Annotated in this window: 19 protein-coding genes and 2 riboswitches; of the genes, 9 read left to right on the top strand and 10 right to left on the bottom strand. The window is 72.9% G+C overall.

Annotated features, from left to right (window positions below; translation table 11 throughout):
- Nucleotides 1-2: 2 nt before the first annotated feature.
- On the bottom strand, nt 3-521 hold the full coding sequence (locus tag ACGFYN_RS03200; protein WP_393863989.1) for a YceI family protein: 519 nt from the start codon (nt 519-521) through the stop codon (nt 3-5).
- A gap of 117 nt (nt 522-638) precedes the next feature.
- Between ACGFYN_RS03200 and ACGFYN_RS03205 the strand changes: the two genes are divergently transcribed.
- Entirely contained in the window at nt 639-1,142 is a 504-nt protein-coding gene (locus tag ACGFYN_RS03205) for a MarR family winged helix-turn-helix transcriptional regulator (protein ID WP_393863990.1), read from the top strand.
- An 83-nt stretch (nt 1,143-1,225) separates the two neighbouring features.
- Nucleotides 1,226-4,345, top strand: a complete 3,120-nt coding sequence (locus tag ACGFYN_RS03210; protein ID WP_393863991.1) for an FAD-binding and (Fe-S)-binding domain-containing protein — start codon at nt 1,226-1,228, stop codon at nt 4,343-4,345.
- 6 nt (nt 4,346-4,351) lie between these two features.
- Here the strand turns inward: ACGFYN_RS03210 and ACGFYN_RS03215 are convergent, their stop codons facing one another.
- On the bottom strand, nt 4,352-5,107 hold the full coding sequence (locus tag ACGFYN_RS03215) for a YcnI family protein (RefSeq protein ID WP_393864150.1): 756 nt from the start codon (nt 5,105-5,107) through the stop codon (nt 4,352-4,354).
- A 753-nt stretch (nt 5,108-5,860) separates the two neighbouring features.
- Here ACGFYN_RS03215 and ACGFYN_RS03220 point away from each other — a divergent pair.
- A complete protein-coding gene (locus ACGFYN_RS03220; protein WP_393863992.1) occupies nt 5,861-6,316 on the top strand; it encodes a DUF5990 family protein in 456 nt (151 codons plus the stop codon).
- 65 nt (nt 6,317-6,381) lie between these two features.
- Nucleotides 6,382-6,915 (top strand): class I SAM-dependent methyltransferase, encoded by a 534-nt coding sequence (locus tag ACGFYN_RS03225; RefSeq protein ID WP_393863993.1) that lies wholly within the window; start codon nt 6,382-6,384, stop codon nt 6,913-6,915.
- 6 nt (nt 6,916-6,921) lie between these two features.
- On the opposite strand, the gene ACGFYN_RS03230 is transcribed toward ACGFYN_RS03225, so the two are convergent.
- The 3 genes from ACGFYN_RS03230 to ACGFYN_RS03240 form a co-directional block, all read right to left on the bottom strand.
- A complete protein-coding gene (locus ACGFYN_RS03230) occupies nt 6,922-7,224 on the bottom strand; it encodes a hypothetical protein (protein WP_393864156.1) in 303 nt (100 codons plus the stop codon).
- Nucleotides 7,225-7,348: 124 nt separating this feature from the next.
- On the bottom strand, nt 7,349-8,305 hold the full coding sequence (locus tag ACGFYN_RS03235) for an XdhC family protein (protein WP_393863994.1): 957 nt from the start codon (nt 8,303-8,305) through the stop codon (nt 7,349-7,351).
- A 13-nt stretch (nt 8,306-8,318) separates the two neighbouring features.
- Entirely contained in the window at nt 8,319-12,389 is a 4,071-nt protein-coding gene (locus ACGFYN_RS03240; RefSeq protein WP_393863995.1) for a molybdopterin-dependent oxidoreductase, read from the bottom strand.
- Between the two features lie 795 nt (nt 12,390-13,184).
- On the opposite strand from ACGFYN_RS03240, the gene ACGFYN_RS03245 reads away from it, so the two are divergent.
- Nucleotides 13,185-13,847, top strand: a complete 663-nt coding sequence (locus ACGFYN_RS03245) for a helix-turn-helix transcriptional regulator (RefSeq protein WP_393863996.1) — start codon at nt 13,185-13,187, stop codon at nt 13,845-13,847.
- Nucleotides 13,848-13,940: 93 nt separating this feature from the next.
- Here ACGFYN_RS03245 and ACGFYN_RS03250 read toward each other — a convergent pair whose 3' ends face one another.
- Nucleotides 13,941-14,351 carry a hypothetical protein gene (locus tag ACGFYN_RS03250; protein WP_393863997.1) on the bottom strand — a complete coding sequence of 137 codons (411 nt, stop codon included), beginning with the start codon at nt 14,349-14,351 and terminating at the stop codon, nt 13,941-13,943.
- A gap of 238 nt (nt 14,352-14,589) precedes the next feature.
- Here ACGFYN_RS03250 and ACGFYN_RS03255 point away from each other — a divergent pair, with 238 nt between their 5' ends.
- Complete coding sequence (locus ACGFYN_RS03255; protein WP_393863998.1) at nt 14,590-15,036, top strand: Fur family transcriptional regulator; 447 nt, start codon at nt 14,590-14,592, stop codon at nt 15,034-15,036.
- A 24-nt stretch (nt 15,037-15,060) separates the two neighbouring features.
- Nucleotides 15,061-17,274 (top strand): catalase/peroxidase HPI, encoded by a 2,214-nt coding sequence (gene katG / locus ACGFYN_RS03260; RefSeq protein ID WP_393863999.1) that lies wholly within the window; start codon nt 15,061-15,063, stop codon nt 17,272-17,274.
- A 70-nt stretch (nt 17,275-17,344) separates the two neighbouring features.
- Here katG and ACGFYN_RS03265 read toward each other — a convergent pair whose 3' ends face one another.
- Nucleotides 17,345-18,142, bottom strand: a complete 798-nt coding sequence (locus ACGFYN_RS03265) for a class I SAM-dependent methyltransferase (protein ID WP_393864000.1) — start codon at nt 18,140-18,142, stop codon at nt 17,345-17,347.
- A 220-nt stretch (nt 18,143-18,362) separates the two neighbouring features.
- Nucleotides 18,363-18,516, top strand: a riboswitch (cobalamin riboswitch).
- 171 nt (nt 18,517-18,687) lie between these two features.
- Here ACGFYN_RS03265 and metE point away from each other — a divergent pair.
- Both metE and ACGFYN_RS03275 read left to right on the top strand, forming a co-directional pair.
- Nucleotides 18,688-20,997, top strand: a complete 2,310-nt coding sequence (gene metE / locus ACGFYN_RS03270; protein ID WP_393864001.1) for a 5-methyltetrahydropteroyltriglutamate--homocysteine S-methyltransferase — start codon at nt 18,688-18,690, stop codon at nt 20,995-20,997.
- Between the two features lie 96 nt (nt 20,998-21,093).
- On the top strand, nt 21,094-21,684 hold the full coding sequence (locus tag ACGFYN_RS03275) for a histidine phosphatase family protein (protein WP_393864002.1): 591 nt from the start codon (nt 21,094-21,096) through the stop codon (nt 21,682-21,684).
- A gap of 61 nt (nt 21,685-21,745) precedes the next feature.
- Here the strand turns inward: ACGFYN_RS03275 and ACGFYN_RS03280 are convergent, their stop codons facing one another.
- The 3 genes from ACGFYN_RS03280 to ACGFYN_RS03290 all read right to left on the bottom strand — a co-directional run bounded on the left by ACGFYN_RS03280 (nt 21,746) and on the right by ACGFYN_RS03290 (nt 24,423).
- Nucleotides 21,746-22,504: a CbtA family protein gene (locus tag ACGFYN_RS03280; protein ID WP_393864003.1), complete on the bottom strand. Its 759-nt coding sequence runs from the start codon at nt 22,502-22,504 to the stop codon at nt 21,746-21,748.
- Nucleotides 22,505-22,526: 22 nt separating this feature from the next.
- Nucleotides 22,527-22,748 (bottom strand): CbtB-domain containing protein, encoded by a 222-nt coding sequence (locus ACGFYN_RS03285; protein ID WP_393864004.1) that lies wholly within the window; start codon nt 22,746-22,748, stop codon nt 22,527-22,529.
- A 39-nt stretch (nt 22,749-22,787) separates the two neighbouring features.
- Nucleotides 22,788-22,929: riboswitch (cobalamin riboswitch) on the bottom strand.
- 165 nt (nt 22,930-23,094) lie between these two features.
- Nucleotides 23,095-24,423, bottom strand: coding sequence for a class I SAM-dependent RNA methyltransferase (locus tag ACGFYN_RS03290; protein ID WP_393864005.1), 1,329 nt, complete (start codon nt 24,421-24,423; stop codon nt 23,095-23,097).
- Nucleotides 24,424-24,499: the final 76 nt, after the last annotated feature.

Consider the following 24,499-nt stretch of genomic DNA (forward strand, 5'->3'; position numbering starts at 1 on the left):
CGTCAGGCCGCGGGGCCGCGCACGAAGCGGAGTGCGGCCGTGACCGTGGTCAGGCCGCGGATCATGCCCAGCTGGTTCCAGGTGAGGCCGAACTCGGCCCGGTCCACGGTGTATTCCGTCTCCAGGGTCAGCGCGTCGGCGTCCGCGCCGGCCAGCCGCGCGGTGAGCGTCTGCGGACGGCTGACACCGCGCACGGTGAGCTGACCGGAGACCTCGACGGTGTCGCCGGCCCCGGCCTTCGCGCCCCGTACGGCGAAGGTGATCTCGGGGTGGTTCGCCACGTCGAAGAAGTCGGCGGAGCGCAGGTGTTCGTCGCGCTTCTTGTTCTTGGTGTCGAGGGTGGCGGCGTCCACGGTCAGGGTGCCGGTGGCGGAGCCGTCGGGGCCCACCTCGCCCTGTCCTGCGACGGCGCCGAAGGCTCCCTTGACGGTGACGAGACCCCACATCGTCCGGTGGCGTACGGCGACGGTGGAGGCGGTCGCGTCGAGCTGCCACACACCGGTTTCGACGGCGACGGTCATGAGCTTCTCCCAGGGGACGGAGCGGTTGGTTCAAATTTGGATGACCCCACGCTAGCTCGTTATCCAAATCTGGACAACCGTCTCGTCCAAAAATGGACAACGGTTAGACTCGACACCATGGCCGACCCCGAGGAGCACACCGGCGACCTGCCCGAATGCCTGTCCGCGCAGGGTGGCGGACTGCTGCCCAAGGAGCTGCGGGCGTGGATGGTGATGCGGGCGGCCATGGGGGCGGTGGAGCAGGAGCTGCGGTCCGTGGTGAAGGACCGGCTCGACGTCTCGCACGACGAGTTCCTGATCCTGTGCCTGCTCGCGGAGTCGCCCAGGGACGGCCTGCGCATGACGCGCGTCGCGGAGCTCCTCGGCCGTCCGAAGACCCGGCTCACCTATCAGATCGCCTGTCTCCAGCACGGCGGTCTGGTCACCCGGAGGTCGGTCTGCGGCGACAAGCGAGGCATCGAGGTAGCCCTCACCGACAAGGCCCGCAGGCTCCTGGAGGACGCCTCCGCCACGCTGTCCGCGACGGTCACCGGTGCCCTCTCCCGCGTGATGGGACCGGACCAGCACGAGGCGATGTGCGGTCTGCTGCCGCAGCTCGCCGAGGAACCCGAGGCGCAGTAGCCGGCAGAACGGATGGCGCGGCCGCGCACGGGTACCCGGCGGTCCCCGTTCTCGTGCCGTTCGTCGACCGTAGGAGGGCCTCCATGGGCGCACTCGACCTGCCCGAACCCGTCGTCCGCAACGGGGCCGCGCCGCCTGTGGACGCGGCGCGCCTGGAGGCCGCGCTGCGCGAACGCGTCGACGGCGAGATCCGCTTCGACCCCGGCAGCCGGGCCGCGTACTCCACCGACGCCTCGAACTTCCGGCAGACCCCGATCGGCGTGGTCGTGCCCCGCACCCCCGAGGCGGCCGCCGAGGCGGTGGCCGTCGCGCGCGAGCACGACGCCCCCGTCCTGTCGCGCGGCGGCGGGACCAGCCTGGCCGGGCAGTGCACCAACGCGGGCGTGGTCATCGACTGGTCGAAGTACTGCAACCGGCTGGAGTCCGTGGACGAGGAGGCGCGCACCTGCGTCGTCCAGCCCGGCATCGTCCTCGACGAGCTCAACCGGCAGCTCGCGCCCACCGGCCTGCGCTACGGCCCCGAGCCCGCCACGCACGCCAACTGCTGCATCGGCGGCATGATCGGCAACAACTCCTGCGGCGCCACGGCTCAGGCTACCGGCAAGGTCGTCGACAACATCGCCCGCCTGGAGGTGCTGCTCTACGACGGCACCCGCTTCTGGTGCGGCGAGACCGGCGACGAGGAGTACGCCGAGATCGAGCGGCAGGGCGACCTGCGGGCCACGATCTACCGACAGCTGCGCGCCCTGCGCGACCGCTACGGCGACGAGGTGCGCCGCCGCTACCCCGACATCCCGCGCCGGGTCTCCGGCTACAACCTGGACTCGCTGCTGCCGGAGCACGGCTTCGACGTCGCCGGGCTGCTCGTCGGCAGCGAGTCGACCCTGGTCACCGTGGTGCGGGCCGAGCTGGAGCTGGTGCCGGTGGTCAAGGAACGGACGCTGGTCGTCCTCGGCTTCCCGGAGATCGCCGTGGCCGCCGACGCCGTACCGGCGATCCTGCCGTACGAGCCGATCGCGCTGGAGGGTCTGGACGCGCGGCTGCTCAGGGACGAGCGGATCAAGGGCCTCAATCCGAAGGCGCGGGAGCAGATGCCCGACGGGAACGCCTTCCTGATGGTGCAGTTCGGCGGGGACACCGTTGACGAGGCCGACGAGCGGGCACACCGGATGCTGCAGGGCCTGCACGAGTCCGAGCACGACGCCGAGGTCGCCTTCCTCGACGACCCCTCCCACGAGGACGAGTTGTGGCAGGTGCGCGAGGCCGGGCTCGGCGCCACCGCGCACGTCCCGGAGCACGCCGACACCTTCGAGGGCTGGGAGGACTCGGCGGTCGCACCGGAGAAGCTGGGGGACTACCTGCGTCGGCTGAACAAGCTGTACGAGGAGTTCGGCTACCTCAGCGACACCGGGCCCAGTCTCTACGGCCACTTCGGGCAGGGCTGCGTGCACACCCGTATCCCCTTCGACCTCTACTCGGCCGCCGGGGTGGCGACCTACCGGCGGTTCATGGAGCGGGCGGCGGACCTGGTCGCCGAGTTCGGCGGGTCCTTCTCCGGGGAGCACGGGGACGGACAGAGCCGGGGCGAGCTGCTGCCGCGGATGTTCGGGGACGAACTGGTCGAGGCCTTCGGGCGGTTGAAGGCCGTGTTCGACCCGCTGGACCGGATGAACCCCGGGAAGGTCGTAGCGCCGTACGGGCTGGACGAGAACCTCCGTCTCGGCGCCGGCTGGGCCCCGTACGCGCCCCGTGACCTGCACTTCCAGTTCCCCGACGACGGCGGGTCGTTCGCCGAGGCCGCCAACCGGTGCGTGGGCGTGGGCAAATGCCGGCAGCTGAGCACCGACGGCGGTTCGGTGATGTGCCCCTCGTACCAGGTGACGCGCGAGGAGGAGGACTCCACGCGCGGGCGGGCGCGGCTGCTCTTCGAGATGCTCGACGGACACGGCGACAGCGCTGTCCAGGACGGCTGGCGTTCCGAGGCGGTGCGCGACGCGCTCGACCTGTGCCTGTCCTGCAAGGGGTGCAAGAAGGACTGCCCGGCCGACGTCGACATGGCCACCTACAAGGCGGAGTTCCTCTCCCACCACTACGAGGGGCGGCCCTGGCGCAGGCCGCGGTCCGACCTCTCCATGGGCTGGCTGCCGCTCGTCGCCCAGGCCGTCGGCCGCTCGCGTCTCGGCCCGCTCGTCAACGCCCTCACCCACACCCCGCCACTGTCGAAGGCGGCCCGCGCGCTCGCGGGGGTCGAGGACCGGGAGGTGCCGCTGTTCGCGGAGCAGTCGCTGCAGCAGTGGTTCGCCGGCCGCCGTGAGACGTACGGCGACGGGTCGCGCGGCAGCGTGCTGCTGTGGCCGGACACCTTCACCAACTTCTTCCACCCGCACGTCGGACGGGCGGCCGTGGCGGTGCTGGAGCACGCGGGATGGCGGGTCGAACTGCCCGAGGAGCCGCTGTGCTGCGGGCTGACCTGGATCTCCACCGGTCAACTGGACATGGCGGAGCGGGTGTTGAGCCGCACCGTGCGGCATCTGGCCGGGCATGTCCGGGCCGGCGGGCTCGTGGTGGGTCTGGAGCCGAGCTGCACCACCGTGTTCCGTTCGGACATGAGCGAGCTCTTCCCCGGCGACCGGGACGTGCGCAGGCTGTGCGAACAGACGGTGACACTGGCGGAGCTGCTCACCGAGCACTCCCCCGGCTACGAGCCGCCGCAGGTGCCGGACCGTTCGGCGCGCGCGCTGGCCCAGGTGCACTGCCACCAGCACGCGGTGCTCGGCTGGAACGCCGACCAGGAACTGCTGAGGCGGGCCGGCGTCGACGCCGAGCAGCTGGCGTCCGGCTGCTGCGGGCTGGCCGGCAACTTCGGCTTCGAACGCGGCCACTTGGAGGTCAGCGAGGCCTGCGCGGAACGTGTCCTGCTGCCCCGTCTGCGCGAGGAGGACGAGGGGACCGTCCTCCTCGCCGACGGCTTCAGCTGCCGAACTCAGGTCCACGAGTTCGACAGCGGCGGCCATGAGGGCGTGCACCTGGCGGAGCTGCTGGCCTCGGGCCTGCCCGGGGGCGCCCACGGCAGCGCGTACGCCACGGGCCCGGACGTGCGGCCCGCCCCGCCGGGACGACGCGCCAGGACCCTGGCCCTGGCCGGGGCCGGGCTGGGCGCGGCGCTCGTCGCGGCGGGGGTCACCCGCGGGCTGCGGCGGTAGCGGCCGTCAGGAGGCCTTGCCGGAGCGGCCGCGCAGCAGGGCGAACGCGGCCGCCGCCAGGCCAAGTACGCCCACGACCAGCCCGGCGATCGCGAGTCCGCGGGCGGTGGAGTCGCTGCTGTCCGAGGAGGCGGACGCGGAGCTCCCGGCGGCCTTCGACGCGGGGGCCGAGGCGCCCGAGCCGTCGCCTCCGGTGCCCCCGTCGTCCCCGGCGGCCTTCGCGGTCAGCTTGAGGACGGGCGCCGGGTTCTCCGGCTCGTCCCCGCCGGACTGGGGCTCCTCGATCCAGCGGACGGTCTTGCCGTCCGAGTAGGTCTGCAGAGTCTTGAAGACCAACTGGTCACCGCTGCCGGGGAGTTGACCGAAGGCGACATTGAAGTCCTCGTACTGGCCGGGGCCGATCTCCCCACCGGTCCAGGTGATCTCGGAGACGGCGTCCGTGATGGTGCCGTCGTCCGTCTTGACCGGCGTCTTCAGCTTGGTGTTGGTGACCTTCGCCGTCCAGCCGTCCCGCGGCGGCGAGACGAGCACGCCGAGGACGGGGTGGTCGGTGGGCAGGAAGACCTGCACCTTGGTGGTACTGGCCGTGTCCTCCTCGTTGGGGACCCGGAAGGTCAGGACGCCGTCCGTGGCGCCCTTCGCGTAGCTGTCGGGGTGGACGGTCACGTGCGCGGAGGCCGCGCCCGCGGCGGCGAGGACCCCGGCGGCGGCCAGGGCGGTCACGGCGCCGGCGCGGCGCAGGGTGGTGCGTGTGTGGGACATGAGTGGGTCGAACTCCGTACTGGGTGGGGGATGTCGAGGTCGGTTCGCGTACGACGTCCCCGGCGGCGGACCGCGCCGCTGCACCGCGTGCCGCAGCAGGAGCCGCCGCAGCGGCCGCGGGCCACCTGTTCCCGGGCGTACCGCGTCCCGCGGCTCCGGCACCCGCCACGCCCCGCCGCGCACCTGCCACCAGGCCACGAGGCCCGGCACGAGCGAGGCGGCCCGGCGCAGCAGCGACCACACCGCGGCCTCACCGCGCCGCAGCCACCACGTGAGCACCACGGCCGCACCGGCATGGGCGACGGTGGCGTGCGGTGTCAGGGCGTGCTGGTGGGCCATGCCCATGCCGCTCATGCCCTGCATGGCGCCCATGCCGTGCATCGTCATCACGGTGTGCGGCCGCAGGGCGTCGAAGGCGAGGTGCAGCCCGCCCTGGGCCGCGAGCGTGCCCGCGCCGATGGCGGCCAGCGACCGCTCACGGCCGGCCAGCAGACAGCCGGCTGCGAAGACCGGCCCGAACCCCGCGGCCTGCACCCACACGGGCGGCGCCGATCCGGTCGCGAGAGCGTGGCCCCCGGCGGCGAGCAGCACGCACAGCGCGGCGAACACCGCCGCGCGTGTCACGCGTACCGAAGGAGCCGCCCTCATGGCGCCCGATACTGCCATGCCCGGGTTCGGCCCCGCCCGCCGGATGCGGGCGCGCACCGGTGCACACTGAAGACCGACGGACCCGACGGCCTAGGCGGTGACGTGATGCGCATCCGGATCGACGGCGTGGACCTGCCCGGCCGCAACTGCGGGCCCGACGACCGCATCCCGTCGTACACGAACATCCACGTGGCCGTGCAGCGCCGGGACCGGCCGGCCGAGTTGCTCGACCCGCAGCCCGGCGACGCCGCCCGTGCGAGCTGGACACTTGAGTGCACGGTCACCGGTACGGACGTCAAGGGGCCCTACGTTCAAGGGCGTCCCGGCAACCGGTTCGTCTACCTGTCGTGGGGGACGGTCGACGGTACCGGCGCCTTCGTCATGTTCCGGCGCGCCAAGCTGATCCTGGAAGCGGTGCCCGCCGACGTGCTCGGCGCCGCGGTCCGCGAAGGCCTGCTGGTGGGGCGGCTCGGGCTGACCGACGGGCGCGGCCACCCCCTGTGCGCACGGGTCGTGCCGCCGCACGTCGACTGGAGCGCCCGGCCGGCCGGCCCGAGCTGACCGGGCGCACGTCACGGACCGTCTGCGCAGCGCTCCCGTCCCACTCACCGACCGGCGAGGCGACCATGCGTCAGCAGGAACCGCACGACAGTCAGGACGGGGCCCGCTTCGCCGCCCCGGCGTCCGCGACTTGGGCCGCCGGCGCCTTTCGTGCCGCCGGCGCCCGTACGGTTCTCGCACTCGGCGCCGGCCACGCCCGGGACGTGCAGCTCCTCGCCCGCGCGGGCTTCACGGTGCACACGGCTGACGTACGCGGCCTGCTGCCGCTGCCCGACGCCTGCGTGGACGCCGTGTTCGCGCCGATGGTGCTGTGCGCGGCGCTGACGAGACGGGAGATCCGGGCGGCGGTGGACGAGACCTGCCGCGTGCTGCGCCCCCGCGGCCTGCTCGTCTACACCGTCCGCCACACCGGCGACCCGCACTTCCGCACCGGGGTCCACCGCGGCGAGAACATCTACGAACACGGCGGCGTCGCCGTCCAGTTCTTCGACGCGGACCTGCTGCACGACCTGGCCCGGGGCTGGCACGTGCACGGCGTGCAGGCCTTCGAGGAGGGCGAACTGCCGTACCGGCTCTGGCGGGTGACCCAGGCCAGGTGACGGGGGTCAGCCGGTGACGCGCTTCTTCGTGCCGATCCCCCTCCGCCTGGCCCGGGACCGGGTGTGGCTCAGGCTTCGTGACGCGGGTATCCCCCGTCCACCCGGATCGCCAGGATCCCGCTGATGCTGCTCGCGGCCGCCATCGACGACACCCCGCTCGATTGCGCCGGGCCCCAGATGGTGCTGCCGCACGACCCGCACCTCGTGCTGCGGCCGGCCCAGCAGATCGGGCACGGTCAGCCGGGCCGGGCGGGCGAGGTCACCGGTCAGGGCGAGCTCGGCGACCGGCTGCGTCAGGGGCTGAGTCACGGGCTACCACCTCCCGCATGACCGTACCCGGGAGCCCGCTTCCCACAGACGCACATGCGCGCCAGAACGGGAGTGCGCCCGCGCTTGTGCGAAGTGACAATAGATGATCACCTCGCATCTGCGCCTAGTCGACGAGCGCCGTGAGGACCTCCGCGCAGATGGCCATGGCCGTCTCCGCCGGAGTGCGGGCGCCGATGTCCAGGCCGATCGGGCCGTGGATGCGCCCGCGAAGCCGCTCGTTCAGGCCCGCCTCGGTCAGCCCCGCGGCCCGGCGCTCCTGCGTGTGGCGCGAGCCCAGCGCGCCCACGTAGGGGATGCCCGAGGTGAGTGCCGTGCGCAGGGTGGGCACGTCGACCTCGGGCTCATGGCTGAGCATGATCAGACAGGCGGCCGCGGGGCGCTCCGCCAGGAGCTCGGCGGCGTCCCGCGCGGCAGCGGTGACGGCGGCCTGCCAGCCGAGCAACTCCGCCTGGGTGACGAGGAGTTCGGCGAGCTCACCGCCGCCGACGATGACGAGACGCGGGACGGCCGGGCAGGTCTCGATGAGGACGAGCCCGGCGTCGGTGGCCTGCACCTCGCGGCCCGCGCGACGGCGGGCGAGCAGGTCGCGGGCGCGGACGGCGGCCTGCGGCGGCAGATCCGGGTCGTCCGGCCCCGGGCCCGGCGTGACCACGGCACTGACGGCGTGGGTGCGCCGCTCGTCGAGCCAGGTGATCAGCGCGGCGTCACCGCCGGCCGCGAGCACCTCCCACCAGCGGGCCGGTACGGCGGGCAGCGGCTGGAGCAGGATCTCGGCCTGCCCGCCGCAGGTCAGCCCTGCTTCCCTGACCCCGTCCTCGTGGACGGCCACCGCGCACACGCGGGCGGTGTGCCCGGGCGCGAGCGTGGCGGCCTCCTCGGCCAGCCGCCGGTCGAAGGCGCCCTGGTAGAGAGTGCCGTGGCAGGTCCCGGCGGCGTCGATCAGGAGCGCGTCGGCCGGCCTCCTGGGCCCGAACCCCCGCTCGGTGACCGGCCGCGCGAGGACCGCCGCGCCGCGGCCGGGGGCCGTCCACTGCCGTGCCGTCTCCGCCAGTTCACGCATGTCCCCAGCGTAGTCAGTACACGTCCCGTACGTACCTTCTGTCGGTGGTGAGCTGTTTGACGTAGGCCGCCGCGCCCGCCTCGTCGAGGCCGCCGTGCAGGACGGCGACGTCCGTCAGGGCCCGGTCGACGTCCTTGGCCATGCGGGAGGCGTCGCCGCAGACGTAGAAGTGCGCGCCGTCCTTGAGCCAGGACCACAGCAGCGGGCCGTGCTCGCGCATCCGGTCCTGGACGTAGACCTTGGCGCGCTGGTCGCGGGAGAAGGCGGTGTCCAGGCGGGCGAGGGTGCCGTCGGCGAGGAAGCCGGTCAGCTCGTCCTCGTAGTAGAAGTCGGTGGCCCGGTGCTGCTCGCCGAAGAACAGCCAGTTGGGGCCCCGGTGACCGAGGGCGCGGCGCTGCTGGAGGAAGCCGACGAAGGGGGCGACGCCGGTGCCGGGGCCGACCATCACCATCGGGGTGGCCGGGTCGGCGGGCGGCCGGAAGTGGGGGGAGGGCCGCACATGGACCGGCACGGCGGTGCCCGGCCCGGCGTCGGCCAGGAACGGGGAGCAGACGCCCTGCCGCGGCCGGCCGTGCAGGTTCTCGTAGCGGACGACGGAGACGGTGAGGGAGACGAGGTGGGGGTCGGTCAGCGGGCTGGACGATATGGAGTACAGCCGCGGCTGGAGGCGGCCCAGCACCTCTGCCCACTCGCCGGCCCCGGCCCGGGTGCCGTGCTCGGCGACCACGTCCACGGCCTGCCGGCCCCAGGACCACTGCGCCAGTTCGCCCTTGTTGTCCGGACGCAGCAGCTTCTTCAGCTCCCTCGGCTCACCGGCCCGTTCGGCGACGAAGCGGAGCAGGCCCGGGGTGATGCGGGTGATGTCCAGGTGCCGCAGCAGGGCTTCGCCGAACGGGACCTCGCCCGCTCCGCCCACCTCTACCGCGGTTGCGGCGTCCACGCCGGTCGCGGCCAGCCATTCCGCCACCAGCTCCGGTGAGTTGAGGGGGCGGACACCGAGCGCGTCGCCCGCCTCGTACAGCAGCGGGACCTCGCTGTCGCGGGTGTCGAAGGTGAACCGGCGGACCTCCTTGCCCGCGCCGGGCAGGCTCAGCAGGCGGTTGCCGGTGAGGCGGGCGGTGACAGGGGCGGGTCTCCTCGCGGGGCTCTTCGGCCGCGGGGCGACCGGGGCGGGGGCCGCGGCGGAGACGGGGGCCGGGGCCTGCGGAGCGCCGGACAGGGCGGTGAGGATCCCGTCGAGCCAGGCGTGTGCCGTGTCCTCGTAGTCGGGTTCGCAGTCGGTACGCGGTGCGAGGCGCAGTGCGCCGAGTTCGTCGAGGCGGTGGTCGAGGCGGCGGCCATGGCCGCAGAAGTCGTCGTAGGAGGAGTCCCCGAGGGCGAGGACGGCGAAGCGCCGCCCGTCCATGCGCGGGGTGTCGGGTGCGGCGAGGGTCTCCCAGAAGCTGGCGCCGTTGTCCGGGGCGTCGCCGTCGCCGAAGGTGCTGGTGATCAGGAGGATGTCGGCGCCGGACGGCAGCGCGGCGGGGTCGGCCTCGTCCATGCCGAGCAGGCAGGCGGCGTGCCCGACCGTCTTCAGGCGCTCGGCGGCGGCCGCCGCGAAGTCCTCGGCGTTGCCGGTCTGCGAGGCCCACAGGATCACGACCTCACGGCCGGGCGCCGTCGCCGCCGCGGCGCTGTGGGCGGCCCGCGAGTACATGCCCGCCAGCACGCCGTCGACCCACCGCGCGTGCTCGGGGCTGAAGGGCGCGGAGGGCGGCAGCACCGGAACACCCGGGGAACCGGCGGGGATTCCGGCGAGGAAACCCACCAGGTACTGCCGTTCCTGCGCCGTGAGGACGGGCGGCGGTTCGGGTGCGAGGCCGAAGGGGTTGGCGGCGGGCACCGCTTCAACCGCCTTTTCCCCGACCGGCGTTCGGATCGTCACCGGCGTGGACACCTTGGTCAGCGAGACCGCGCACACCTTCAGCTCGGGCTGGAAGGAGAGCGGATCGACTGCGTCGTTCGTCACGGCGTTGACGCTGAGGTACTCGCCGAACAGGTCGTTCCAGTGGAACGGCGCGAAGCAACTCCCCGGCCGCACGCGGTCGGTGACCACCGCGGGCAGCACGGCCCGCCCGCGCCGCGAGGCGACCTCCACCGAGTCGCCGTCGGACATGCCGAGCGCGGCGGCGTCCCGCGGGTGGATCTCGACGAAGGGGCCCGGATCGAGCTTGTTGAGCTTGGGCACCTTGGCCGTCTTGGTCAGCGTGTGCCACTGGTGCTGCAGCCGACCGGTGTTGAGGACGAACGGGTAGTCGTCGTCAGGCATTTCGGCGGCCGGGAGGTGCGGCCGGGCGTGGAAGACGGCGCGCCCGCTCGCGGTGGGGAAGGTGAGCGAGCCGTCCTCGTTCACGTACCGCACGGGGTTGCGGTCGGGCCCGTCCGCGCTCGCGGCGGGCCACTGCACGGGCGTGGAGCGCAGCCGCTCGTACGTCACGCCGCGCAGGTCCCAGCCGGTCCTCGGGTTCCAGGCCCGCTTGATCTCCTCGAAGACGTCCTCGGCGCCGTCGTAGGAGAAGCCCTTCTCGTAGCCCATCTCCCGGGCGACGGCCGCGATGATCCGCCAGTCCGCCATGGCCTCGCCGGGCGGGTCGGCGGCGGGGCGGGCGAGCGTGAGGTTGCGCTCGCTGTTGACGAGCACGCCCTCGGTCTCGGTCCACAGGGCGGCGGGCAGGACGACGTCGGCGTAGGCGTTGGTCTCGGTGTCGGCGAAGACGTCCTGCGTGACGACGAACTCGGCGGCCTCCAGGCCCTCGATGACCGTCCTGCGGTTGCCGACGGAGGCGACCGGGTTGGTGCAGATGATCCAGCAGGCCCTGATGTCGCCGTCGGCCATCTTCCGGAACATCTCGACCGTTCCCCTGCCGACGCCGTCGGCGCGCAGGGTTCCGGGCTCGATTCCCCACAACTCCTCGGTGAACTCCCGCTCTTCGGCGACGAGGACGGATCGCTGACCGGGGAGCCCGGGCCCCATGTACCCCATCTCCCGTCCTCCCATGGCGTTGGGCTGGCCGGTGAGGGAGAACGGGCCGCTGCCCGGACGGCAGATGGCACCCGTGGCGAGGTGCAGATCGATCAGGGCGTTGGTGTTCCAGGTGCCGTGCGTGGACTGGTTGAGGCCCATGGTCCAGCAGCTGGTCCATTCCGCGGCTTCGCCGATCAGGCGCGCGGCCTCGCGGAGGTCGTCCTCGGCGAGGCCGGTGATCCGGGCGACGGTGGCGGGCGGGTAGCCGGCGAGGAAGGCGGGCATGGCGTCCCAGCCCTCGGTGTACCGGGCGATGAAGTCGGGGTCCGTGTGCCCGTTCTCGTGCAGGAGGTGCAACAGCCCGTTCAGCAGCGCCAGATCGGTGCCCGGCTCGATCTGCAGGAACAGGTCGGCCTTCTCGGCGGTGGAGGTGCGGCGCGGGTCGACGACGATCAGCCTGGCGCCCGCCTTGACCCGCTCCATCATGCGCAGGAACAGGACCGGGTGGCAGTCGGCCATGTTGGAGCCGATGACGAGGAAGAGGTCGGCGCGGTCGAGATCCCGGTACGAGCCGGGCGGCCCGTCGGCGCCGAGCGAGAGCTTGTATCCGGTGCCCGCACTGGCCATGCACAGGCGCGAGTTGGACTCGATCTGGTTCGTCCCGACGAACCCCTTGGCCAGCTTGTTCGCCAAGTACTGCGCCTCCAGGCTCATCTGCCCGGAGACGTAGAAGGCGACGGCGTCGGGTCCGTGCTCGTCGACGACGGCCCGCAGCCGCCGGGCCGTCTGCCTGATCGCCGCGCCGACGGCGTCCGGTACGGGCTCCGCACCGCGTTCGTGCCGGACGACGGCGGTCGTCAGCCGGCCGGGAGCGGCGAGCATGTCGGCGGTGGTGGCACCCTTGGTGCACAGCCGGCCGAAGTTCGCCGGGTGCTCCTTGTCGCCGGACGTCTTCAGGACCGTACGGCGCCCGTCCGGCCCTCTTCCCACGTCCAGCACGATCCCGCAGCCCACACCGCAGTACGAGCAGACCGTCCGCACCTTCCTCGTGTCGGCGTCCTCCGAGTCCGACGCGGCCACGGCACCCCCTGCCTCTGCTGATCGTCCCGTCCGGGCTGACTCCCGCGACGGTACGAAATGCCCATTACACGGGTGTCTCCTGAGCCGGTCGGCGGGGGTTACACCGGGCGCACAGGGGTGGGGTGCGCGGTGTGAGAGGGGGGTTGTCCGAAGGCGGATGCGGGCTGCCCTGCGGGCGGCACGGGGAGCCGGGACCGCCGCACCCCTGAGAAGCACGGGCCCCGGACGGCCGGCGGCGCGGGCGGTGAGCCGGCGAGCGGCCGCGAGACCGCCGGACACCCCGGCCGGCAACACCGGACGCCGGCGACGAAGACCCACGGCCTAGAAGCACGGGCCCCGGACGGCCGGCGGCGCGGCAGTGAGCCGCAAGACGCCGCAGCCGAGAGCGCACGACACCCCCGGCCCGCAACACCGGGGAGGCGCCGACGACGAAGACGCACCACCGAGAAGCACGGGCCCCAGGTGGCCGCAGCGCGGGCGGTGAGACCCAGGGCGCCGCGCGCGAGACCTCAGCACGCCCGGCCGGCAACGCCGGAGGCGAGGGCGACGGCGGAGAGCGTCGGGGCCCGATACCGACGCTCTGCCTCCCGCATGGCCGCCGCCCTGCCGTCAGGCGCAACCGCGGCGCACGCCGCGGTCACGGCGAGGCCGAGGGTCATGTGCACCAGGCCCGCAAGGCCCCGTCAGCGCACCGTCGACCGTCATGACCCACCTCGCCCGTGAGGCGTTTCACCAACAAGCTTTAGCCTTATTCGGGCCGGGGTCAAGGGTCCGGACCGGAGTTACGGTGGCCTCGTGACCACCGGCCCCGACCCGTCCGACCCCATCGCCGCGCTCGCCGTCCTCGGCGACGAGTCCCGCAGGCGGCTGCTCGACTTCGTACGGCGGGCCAGGCACCCCGTGACCCGGGAGGAGGCGTCGGCCGCGGTCGGCATCTCCCGCAAGCTCGCGGCCTTCCACCTCGACAAGCTGGTCGCGTCGGGCCTGCTCCAGGCCCGGCACGGCGGCCACGCCCCGCGCCGGGTGGGCCGCGCCCCGAAGGTGTACGAACCGAGTCCCCACACCCTCTCGCTGAGCCTCCCCCCGCGCCGGCACGAACTGCTGGCCTCCCTGCTGACCGCGGCACTGACGGCGCAGAAGCCAGGCGAGAGCGCGCAGGAGGCATCCGCGCGCGTGGCCCGGGAGAGGGGCGAGGCCCTGGGCTCCGGGATCGGGGCCGGCGACCTCAACGCCACCCTGGAGTCACTCGGCTTCGAGCCCGCCGACGCGGGCGGCGGCCGCACCGTGCTGCACAACTGCCCCTTCCATCCGGTCGCCGCGCAGGCACCGGAGCTGATCTGCGGCATGAACCACGCCTTCCTGTGCGGCTACCTCGCCGTCTCCGGCCACACCGGGACCACCGCCGTGCTGACCGCCCACGGCAGCACCTGTTGCGTGGAGCTGCACAGCGACCGCTGAGCCGGGCGAACCCCGCACCACGGAACCCGGCACGACCGAACCCGGCACGACCGAACCCGGTGCGACCGAACCCGGCACAACCGCCCCGGCACCTCACACCCGGCGCAGCACCACGAGCACGACCAGCAGCACGGTGGCGCCCGCGGACATCCCGTGCGCGACGACCGCGGTCAGCGGGAAGTGGCGCTCGGCGGTCCTGCCGCCGCGCGAGTGCCGCCCCGCGCTGGGCATCCACCGCAGCAGCATCATGAAGCCGAAGGTGGCGACGACCAGCACCACGGCGCACGCCGCCCAGGCGGTGCTCCGCACCCCGCCCGCGACGTACGCCGTCCAGCTCGCCAGCCCGGCGACGGCGAGCAGCACATGGCCCACCACCAGCCACAGCGGCAGCCGCGTCACACCGGGCATGCGCTGCCGCAGGCCGCCGTGGCGGATCCACACCGCCGCGAGATAGCCGCCCAGACCCGCGGTCAGCAGCCACGCACACAGTACGAAGACACCCACGCGCGTCCCCCCTCCGTCCCGTCACGGCACGTTCCACCAGGAGACCGCAGAGCGCCGCCGCGGACCGGACGTCCTTTCCTCGATTCACTCGTAGGCATGAACAAGGCAGGAACGGCGGTGCGAATCCCCGGCCCGCACCCGCCACCCCTGGGCTTCATCCGGCGTTCAGGGTGGCGCGACAAAACTTGGATAGTTCGTTTTCTTGAACTCTTCGTGTTTATGCGGCTAGGTTGATTCCATGACCGCGTCCCAGACCCCGAACACCGCCTCTGAGCTGCGCGGTGCCGGCCTGCGGGTGACGGCCGCCCGCGTAGCGCTGCTCGAGACCGTCCGCGAGGGCGACCACCTCGGCGTCGAAGCGATCGCGTCGGGAGTGCGCGACCGGGTGGGCCACATATCCCTTCAGGCCGTGTACGAGGCTCTCCACGCGCTCACCACGGCAGGACTCGTCCGCCGTCTCGACCCTCCGGGCAGTGCCGTCCGGTTCGAGGGACGGGTCGGCGACAACCATCACCACCTCGTGTGCCGATCGTGCGGAACCGTCGTCGACGTCGACTGCGCGGTGGGCCACGCCCCCTGTCTGACCGCCTCCGACGACCGCGGCTTCGCGGTCGACGAGGCCGAGGTCATCTACTGGGGCCTGTGCCCCGCCTGTTCCACCGAAGCCCCCACTTCAGCACCCTGATCCACCCAGTTCGGAAGGACTGTCATGTCTGAGAACCCCGATGCAATCGTGACCGACCCCAAGGCGGAGGGCACCGGCGGCTGCCCGGTGGCGCACGAGCGTGCCGCGCACCCGACTCAGGGTGGTGGCAACCGTCAGTGGTGGCCGGAGCGGCTGAACCTGAAGGTCCTCGCCAAGAACCCCGACGTGGCGAACCCGCTCGGCAAGGACTTCGACTACGCCGCCGCCTTCCAGGCCCTCGACCTGGCGGCCGTGAAACAGGACATCGCCGAGGTCCTCACCACCTCGCAGGACTGGTGGCCCGCGGACTTCGGCAACTACGGCCCGCTGATGATCCGTATGGCCTGGCACAGCGCGGGCACCTACCGCATCAGCGACGGCCGCGGCGGCGCCGGCGCCGGCCAGCAGCGCTTCGCCCCGCTCAACAGCTGGCCGGACAACGTCAGCCTCGACAAGGCGCGCCGTCTGCTGTGGCCGGTCAAGAAGAAGTACGGCCAGAGCATCTCCTGGGCCGACCTCCTGGTCCTGACCGGCAACGTCGCGCTGGAGCAGATGGGCTTCACGCCCTTCGGCTTCGGCGGTGGCCGCAAGGACGTCTGGGAGGCCGAGGAGGACGTCTACTGGGGTCCCGAGACCACCTGGCTGGACGACCAGCGCTACTCCGGCGACCGTGAGCTGGAGAACCCGCTCGGCGCCGTCCAGATGGGCCTGATCTACGTCAACCCCGAGGGCCCGAACGGCAACCCGGACCCGCTCGCCGCGGCCCGCGACATCCGCGAGACCTTCCGCCGGATGGCGATGAACGACGAGGAGACCGTCGCCCTCATCGCCGGTGGCCACACCTTCGGCAAGACCCACGGCGCCGGCCCGGCCGACAACGTGGGCGACGACCCCGAGGCCGCCCCGATGGAGCAGATGGGCCTCGGCTGGAAGAGCACGTACGGCACGGGCGTGGGCAAGGACACGATCACGTCCGGCCTGGAGGTCACCTGGACCACCACCCCGACCCAGTGGAGCAACGGGTTCTTCAAGAACCTCTTCGAGTACGAGTACGAGCTGGTCCAGAGCCCGGCCGGCGCCAACCAGTGGGAGGCGAAGGACGCCCCGGAGATCGTTCCGGACGCCTTCGACGCGGAGAAGAAGCACCGCCCGACGATGCTCACCACCGACCTGTCGCTGCGCTTCGACCCGATCTACGAGCCCATCTCCCGCCGGTTCTACGAGAACCCGGAGGAGTTCCGGGACGCGTTCGCCCGCGCCTGGTACAAGCTGACCCACCGTGACATGGGCCCGAAGTCCCTGTACCTCGGCCCGGAGGTCCCGGCGGAGACGCTGGTGTGGCAGGACCCGCTGCCCGAGGCCGAGGGCCAGGCCGTCGACGCCGCGGACGTCGCGGCGCTCAAGGCCAAGATCCTCGACTCCGGCCTGACCGTCCAGCAGCTGATCGGCGCCGCCTGGGCGTCGGCCGCGACGTTCCGCGCCACCGACAAGCGCGGCGGCGCCAACGGCGGCCGCATCCGCCTCGAGCCGCAGCGCGGCTGGGAGGTCAACAACCCGGACGAGCTCGCGCAGGTCCTGCGCGTCCTGGAGAACATCCAGGGCGAGTTCAACTCCGGCGCCAAGAAGGTCTCCGTGGCCGACCTGATCGTCCTCGGCGGCACCGCGGCCGTGGAGAAGGCGGCCAAGGACGCGGGCGTCACGGTGGAGGTGCCGTTCGCGGCCGGCCGTGTCGACGCGACCGACGAGCACACCGACGCCGAGTCGTTCGCCGCGCTGGAGCCGATGTACGACGGCTTCCGCAACTACGTCGGCAAGGGCACCCGCCTGCCGGCCGAGTTCCTGCTGCTGGACCGCGCGAACCTGCTCGACCTGAGCGCCCCCGAGATGACCGCGCTCGTCGGTGGCCTGCGTGTCCTCGGCGCGAACTACGACGGTTCCAAGCACGGCGTTCTCACCGAGACGCCGGGCCGGCTGACCAACGACTTCTTCGTCAACCTGCTCGACCTGGGCACGACCTGGAAGTCCACGTCCGAGGACCAGACCACGTTCGAGGCCCGTGACGCCTCCGGCGCGGTCAAGTGGACCGGCACCCGTGCCGACCTCGTCTTCGGCTCCAACTCCGAGCTGCGCGCCCTCGCGGAGGTCTACGCGAGCGACGACGCCAAGGAGAAGTTCGTGACGGACTTCGTCAAGGCGTGGGTCAAGGTCATGAACCTGGACCGGTTCGACCTCGTCTGATCCCACCGCACCACGCACCAGGGCCGGCCCACCTCGGGCCGGCCCTGGCCGTTTCACGGGCCGGAGACACTCACGAACGCCGCCCGACGGCAACGAAGTTGGCGGCGAAAAACCGCCGCCGCCCGCTCCCCTCCTTCTCGGCCTCCTGGAAGGCCGCGTCCCAGCGGGCGATGTCGTCCGGGCCCGCCAGCCCCTCGGCGACCAGGGCCTCCCGGGCGGCCCAGGCGGGGCCGCGCATCCCGGGCGGCGGCGTGACGACGTCGATGTGCCCCTCGAAGGCCACGACGTCCAGGCCGGCGGCGACGAGCAGTTCGTCGAGCCGGGCGCCGATGTTCAGGTCGTCGCCCCGGCGCCGGTGCAGTTCGCCGTACAGCTCGTGCATCTCGTCGAAGGCGGGCGGGGCGTTGCGCAGACCGGAGGAGCTGATGTCGATGTCGACGAGGTACACCGTGCCGCCGCCGGGCCGGGCGAGTGTGGCGAGGTGGTCGACGATCGCCTGCTCGTGTCCGCCGTTGTGCGCCAGCACGTGCCGCATCATCACCAGGTCGAAGGTGCCGGCGTCCAGTCCCGTGCGCTCGGCCGACCCGGGCCCGACGTGCACCGGCACGCCCGAGCGCTCGGCGAGCGCCGAGGCGACGGCCAGCGCGTCCCCGTCCCGGTCGACCGCCCACACCACTCCGTCCGGGGCCGCGAGCTGCGCCAGCCGCACCGCGACCGCGCCGGGCCCGCATCCGACGTCCGCGATCCGCGCACCGGGACCCGCCCCGGCCGCGGCCCACAGCTCACGCTCCCGCCGCTCGGCGGCGTCCGCCATGAGCCGGTAGCGCTGGATCTCCGAGTCGCTGAGGGTCAGGGAGTAGTCGGCCACGTCGGCCCTGCCTTTCCTCGGCCGCGGACGCGCGCGCCCGCGGGGGCCATCGTCAGCACCATGCCACGCGCGGGCCGTGCGAGCGCGGCGGACGCAGGACCGGGCACTGCGTGTGCCACATCACCGGCCGGATGCCGGACGCCCTCCGACGCCCGCGCGGGGGGACCCGTAGGGTGGCCCGTGCAGCTGGTTCGCCCCGTCCGCCAGGCGGGATGCGTCGTAAGAGGGAACCCGGTGGGAATCCGGGACTGCCCCGCAGCGGTGAGCGGGAACGACCGCCGTCATACGCACTGGGTCCGGGACATCGGGCCTGGGAAGCGACGGCCAGTAGGTGCCCTCCGGTCAGGAGGGTGTGCCCGTGAGTCCGAAGACCTGCCGACTGCCCGTGCGCGGACCACCCGTGCGCGGTCTCCCGGTGACCTCGAGGGCGGGTCGGCGTACACACCGAACGGACCGGCCCACGGCCGCCGTCCGGTCCGTCACCCCTTCGCGCCCTCGTCCCGTCGTCCGGGAGTTCAGGGATTCATCTCGCGAAGGAGATCTCCGTGACCAGCAGGACCGCAGCCGCGGCAGCACGGGCCACCGTGTACGGCTACCCCCGCCAGGGCCCGGACCGGGAACTGAAGAAGGCGGTCGAGAGCTACTGGAAGGGCCGCGTCACCGCCGCGGAACTTCAGGCCACCGCCGCCCAAATCCGCGCCGGCAACTGGCGGTTGCTCGCCGGGGCCGGCATCGACGAGGTGCCGACCGGCGACTTCTCGTACTACGACCACGTACTGGACACCAACGTCATGGTCGGCGCGATCCCCGCGCGTCACCGGGACGCCGTGGAAGCGAGCGCCCTGGACGGGTACTTCGCGATGGCCCGCGGCACCCAGGACGTGGCGCCGCTGGAGATGACGAAGTGGTTCGACACCAACTACCACTACCTGGTGCCGGAGTTGGGCCCGGACACGGTCTTCGCCGCCGACTCCGCCAAGCAGGTGGCCGAGCTCGGGGAGGCCCTCGCCCTCGGCCTCGCACCCCGTCCCGCGCTGGTCGGCCCCGTCACCTATCTGCTGCTGGCCAAGCCCGCGCCCGGCGTGTCCGCGGCCTTCGACCCGCTCACCCTGCTGGACCGTCTGCTGCCGGTGTACGCCGAGGTGCTGGCCGACCTGCGCGCGGCCGGCGCCGCGTGGGTGCAGCTGGACGAGCCCGCCCTCGTCCAGGACCGCACGCCGGCCGAACTGAACGCCGCCGCCCGCGCCTACCGCGACCTCGGCGCCCGCACGGACCGGCCCAAGCTGCTGGTCGCCTCCTACTTCGACCGCCTCGGGGACGCCCTTCCCGTGCTGGCCAAGGCCCCGGTGGAAGGACTCGGCCTGGACTTCACCGGGGCCGCCGCCGCCAACCTGGACGCGGTGGCCGCAGCCGGCGGACTGTCCGGAAAGCGCCTGGTGGCCGGCGTGGTCGACGGCCGCAACATCTGGGCGAACGACCTCGGGAAGTCGCTGGGCGCGCTCGGCACCCTGCTCGGCCTGGCCGACCGCGTCGACGTCGCGGCCTCCTGCTCCCTGCTGCACGTCCCGCTCGACTCGGCCGCCGAGCGCGACATCGATCCGCAGATTCTGCGCTGGCTGGCCTTCGCCCGGCAGAAGACCGGCGAGATCGTCACCCTCACCAAGGGCCTGACCCGCGGCACCGGCGCCATCGCCGCCGAACTGGCCGCGAACCGCGCCGTTCTCGCGTCCCGCGCCCACTCCCCCATCACCCACGACCCGGCCGTCCGCGCCCGAGCCGCCGCGGTCACCGAGGCCGACGCGCGCCGCTCCCAGCCGTACGCCGAACGCTCCGCGGCGCAGCGCGCCCTCCTCGGTCTGCCGCTGCTGCCGACCACGACCATCGGGTCGTTCCCGCAGACCGCCGAACTGCGCACCGCCCGCGCGGACCTGCGGGCCGGGCGCATCGACACGGCCGGCTACGAGGAGCGCGTCAAGGCGGAGATCTGCGAGGTGATCTCCTTCCAGGAGGAGGCCGGCCTCGACGTCCTGGTGCACGGCGAGGCCGAACGGAGCGACATGGTCCAGTACTTCGCCGAGCAGCTCACCGGCTACCTCGCCACCCGCCACGGCTGGGTCCAGTCCTACGGCACCCGCCACGTCCGCCCGCCGATCCTCGCGGGCGACATCTCCCGCCCCGAACCGATGACGGTGCGCTGGACGACGTACGCCCGGTCGCTGACCTCCCGCCCGGTCAAGGGCATGCTCACCGGTCCGGTCACGATGCTCGCCTGGTCCTTCGTCCGCGACGACCAGCCGCAGGCCGACACCGCCCGCCAGGTCGCCCTCGCTCTTCGGGACGAGGTCGACGACCTCGAGGCGGCAGGGACTTCGGTGATCCAGGTGGACGAGCCGGCCCTGCGGGAGACCCTGCCGCTGCGCGCCGCCGACCGCCCGGCGTATCTCGCGTGGGCCACCGAGGCGTTCCGGCTCACGACCGGCGGCGTGCGGCCGGACACCCAGATCCACACCCACATGTGCTACGCCGAGTTCGGCGACGTCGTCCAGGCCATCGACGACCTCGACGCCGACGTCATCAGCCTGGAGGCGGCCCGCTCCCATATGCAGGTCGCCCGCGAACTCGCCGCGCACGGCTACCCGCGCGAGGCCGGCCCCGGTGTCTACGACATCCACTCCCCGCGCGTCCCGAGCGTGGAGGAGGCCGCCGGACTCCTGCGGACCGGGCTGAAGGCGATCCCCGCGGAACGGCTGTGGGTCAACCCCGACTGCGGCCTGAAGACGCGCGGTTGGCCCGAGACCCGGGCCTCGCTGGAGAACCTCGTGGCGGCCGCGCGGACGGTGCGCGCGGAGTTGTAGGACGCTGTACGGGCGGTGCCGGTGCCGAGGGGCGGCCGGCACCGCCCGCTCGCACCGGCGAGCGGCGGACTCCCCGCCCCGGACGACAGGAGCACCGTGACCAGCCGTGTCACCCTCATCTCGCCCGCCATGGGCCCGTCGCTGCGCCAGGCGCGCTTCGACGACGGCACGACGTCGCTCGACGACGGCGGCACGGCGCGGGCCCGTGCGGCGGCCGGGACGGTGCCCCCGGCCGCCCATGTCGTCGTCTCCCCCAGCACGCGCTGCCGCGAGACCGCGACGGCACTCGGGCTCGCCGCCGCCGAGCCGCTGACGGAACTGGCCGGTCTGCGGACGGGGCGCTGGGAGGGCCGCACGCTCGACGAGGTCGGCGGGTCCGAACCGGAGGGGGTGGCCCGGTGGTTGACCGACCCGGACTCCGCACCCCACGGCGGAGAGTCGGTGCAGGACCTGTGCCTGCGCGTCGGCCGCTGGCTGGATGGCGTCTCGCAGACGGACGGCCGCACGCTCGCCGTGGTCGAGCCGGACGTCGTACGGGCCGTGGTGGTACGGGTGTTGGGAGCGCCCGCGGCGTCCTTCTGGCGCGCGGACGTACCGCCGCTGACGGCGACCGAGATCAGCGGACGGGCGGGACGCTGGAACCTGCGGCTGGGGAACCCGCTGCAGCCGGAACCGGCCGGCGACTGACCCACACTCGCGAGAGGGCCCGCGGACGGATCCGCGGGCCCTCTCACTCGATCGGTTCAGGTCACCGTGGACTCGCGGCGGTGATCGCCGGCGGCGCGGCCGCCTTGGCCGGTTTGGGGTTCAGCTGCCGCTCGGCCAACTCGCCGAAGGCGAGCCCGAATGCTCCCCACAGGGTGATCTGGATGGCCAGTGCCGAGAGCCGGAACCGCCACAGCACGGTGGCCGGGAAGTTCTGCGGCACCTCGTTGACGACCGGCAGGAACGCGAATGCCAGGCCGATCAGCAGGGCGAACGCGGCCACCGCGGCGACGGTGGCGTACCAGTTGCCCAGTCTCGGGGCGAGCCGCTTGCCCAGGATGGTCGTGGCGACCGCGAGGAGCACGCTGAGCACCATCATCAGGAAGTACAGGGTGGTCCGCTTGCCGATGGTGTCGGCGTTGCCGACGGCGGGCGGGTTGGCCGGGTACTTCAGGAAGGGCACGACGTACACCGCGAGGAGCGCGCAGCCGGAGAGCAGCAGCGCGGTCGCCCGCGGGCCGAAGCGGCCGACGCGGCCGAGCGCGAAGCAGTACGCGAGGGCTGCGATGCCGCCGAAGGCGACACCGTAGACCAGTACGCCGGTGGCGAGGCCGGCGGTGGACTGGAGACCGCGGGAGACGATCTCCATCTCGTGTTCGTGCGCGTGCGCCTCCTCGAAGCCGATCGCCTTGTCGACGTTCGGCTCGCCGAGGAAGTAGGCGACGACCAGAGCGAGCAGGCCGGCCGCGAGACCGGCGAGCATGCCCCGCACAAGGAGGTTTCTTACCGTTGCGGAGTTCATGAGGGTGTCGGGGTCCCTTGCGTCAGTGGCAGGGGAAACCGAGCAGATGGCGGGCGTCGTGCACCCACTCGTGGACGTCCGAACCGGAGACGACGGACGTGGCGCCCTGCTCGGCGCCGACGAAGTACAGCAGGACAAGCATCAGGATGCCGAAGAAGACCGCCCACGGGGCGATCGCGCCGATCGGCAGCTTGGCGGGGAGGGTGGGAGTGGTGGCTGTCGGCTGGGCGACATGCTGCGCCATGGCAGTGCCTCTCCGGGAGTTCGCGTCCCTTTTCGATGGTGCACAGGACGAGGGCTACGGGTCTGACTCGCCGCCGCCCTTGCGGGGCTGCGACACACAGTGGCGCGACCGTGCCGGGTTCCCACCGGCTTCCGTCTTGCCTTCGTCGATATCGCATCGACCGTATCGCGTGTCGCGGACATGGCCAATACCGCCTCACCAGGCGTGATCTTTATCGCGCTCGGGTGAAAACGGGGTTGAACCCGACCCTCTCCACCACTCCCGTCAACTCTGCCGCTCACGGCCCCGGTTCACCAGCGACCACCACCACCGCGTGTCCGAACTCGGCCGGCGCCTGCCCGGACCGTCAGCGGGCCTTGTCCGCCGGCTCCAGGATGGCCACGCACTCCAGGTGGTGGGTCATGGGGAACAGGTCGAACGCCCGCAGCGTCCGCACCCGGTAGCCGCCGTCCCGGAAGTAGGCCAGGTCCCGGGCCAGCGCGGCCGGGTCGCAGGCGACGTAGGCGATCCTGCGCGCGCCGAGCGTGGTCAGGTGCGCCACCGTGTTCCGGCCCGCGCCGGCCCGCGGCGGGTCCAGGACGATGAGGTCGACCTCGGTGATGCCGGTGCGCGGCAGCACGGCGTCCACCTTGCCCTGCTCGATGCGCACCCGGTCGAAGCCTTCGAGGTTGTGCCGGGCGTCCTCCACCGCGCGCTTGCCGGACTCGATGCCGAGCACCGCGCCCTGCTCGCCGAGCCGGTCGGCCAGCGCGCCCGCGAACAGGCCGACGCCGCAGTACAGGTCGAGCGCCATCTCGCCCTTGCGCGGCAGCAGGCCCTGCATGACGGCCGTCACCAGCGTGTCCGCCGACTTCGGGTGGACCTGCCAGAAGCCGCCGCTGCCGACCCGGTAGGTGCGCCCGTCCGCGCGCTCGCGGACGAAGGGACGGCCGTGCACCCGGTGCACCCCGCCGTCCTTCTCCTCGACGCGCATCACCGACACCGGCTTATCCAGCTCCACGATCGGCAGGCGGGCGCCCGGACGCGGCGTCAGGATCACCTGGCGGTCCTGCGAACCCGTCGCCGCGATCGCGTCGACGGAGGCCATGCCGCTCCAGTCGCGCTTCTCGACGCCCAGCTCGCTCACGCCGGGAGCGGCGATCATGCAGTGGTCGATCGGCTCGACCTCGTGCGAACGGTGGCGGCGCAGACCGGCGTGGCCGTCGGCGTCCACCGCGTACTGCACGCGCGTGCGCCAGGCGGGCACCTCGCCCGCGGGCAGCTTGTCACCCTCGGCCGGCATCACCGTGCCGTCCCAGCCGGCCTCCTCGGGCGTGAGACCCGCGAGCCGCTGCAGCTGCTCGGCGAGGACCTCGCCCTTGAGCCGGCGCTGTGCACCGGGCTTGGCGTGCTGCCAGTCGCAGCCGCCGCAGCGGCCGGGACCGGCGTAGGGACAGGGCGCCTCGATGCGGTCCTTGGCGGCGGTGAGGATCTCGACCGCGTCAGCGCGCAGGTACCGGGCCCCCTCCTCCCCCTCGGTCACCCGTGCCACGACCAGCTCGCCGGGCAGTGCGTGCCGGACGAACAGGACCTGGCCCTCGGCGGTACGGGCGATGCAGTGGCCGCCGTGGGCGACGGGCCCGACCTCGACCTCGTACTCCTCCCCCACCAGCGACTTCTTCGGTTCTGCCTGCATGGCGGGGTGACTCCACAACGTCGGATGCGAAACGGCCGGACAACAGCCCACCAGTCTACGTGGGTGTCGTCCGGCC

It is taken from the genome of Streptomyces sp. NPDC048419 (assembly GCF_043200415.1).
Taxonomy (GTDB): domain Bacteria; phylum Actinomycetota; class Actinomycetes; order Streptomycetales; family Streptomycetaceae; genus Streptomyces.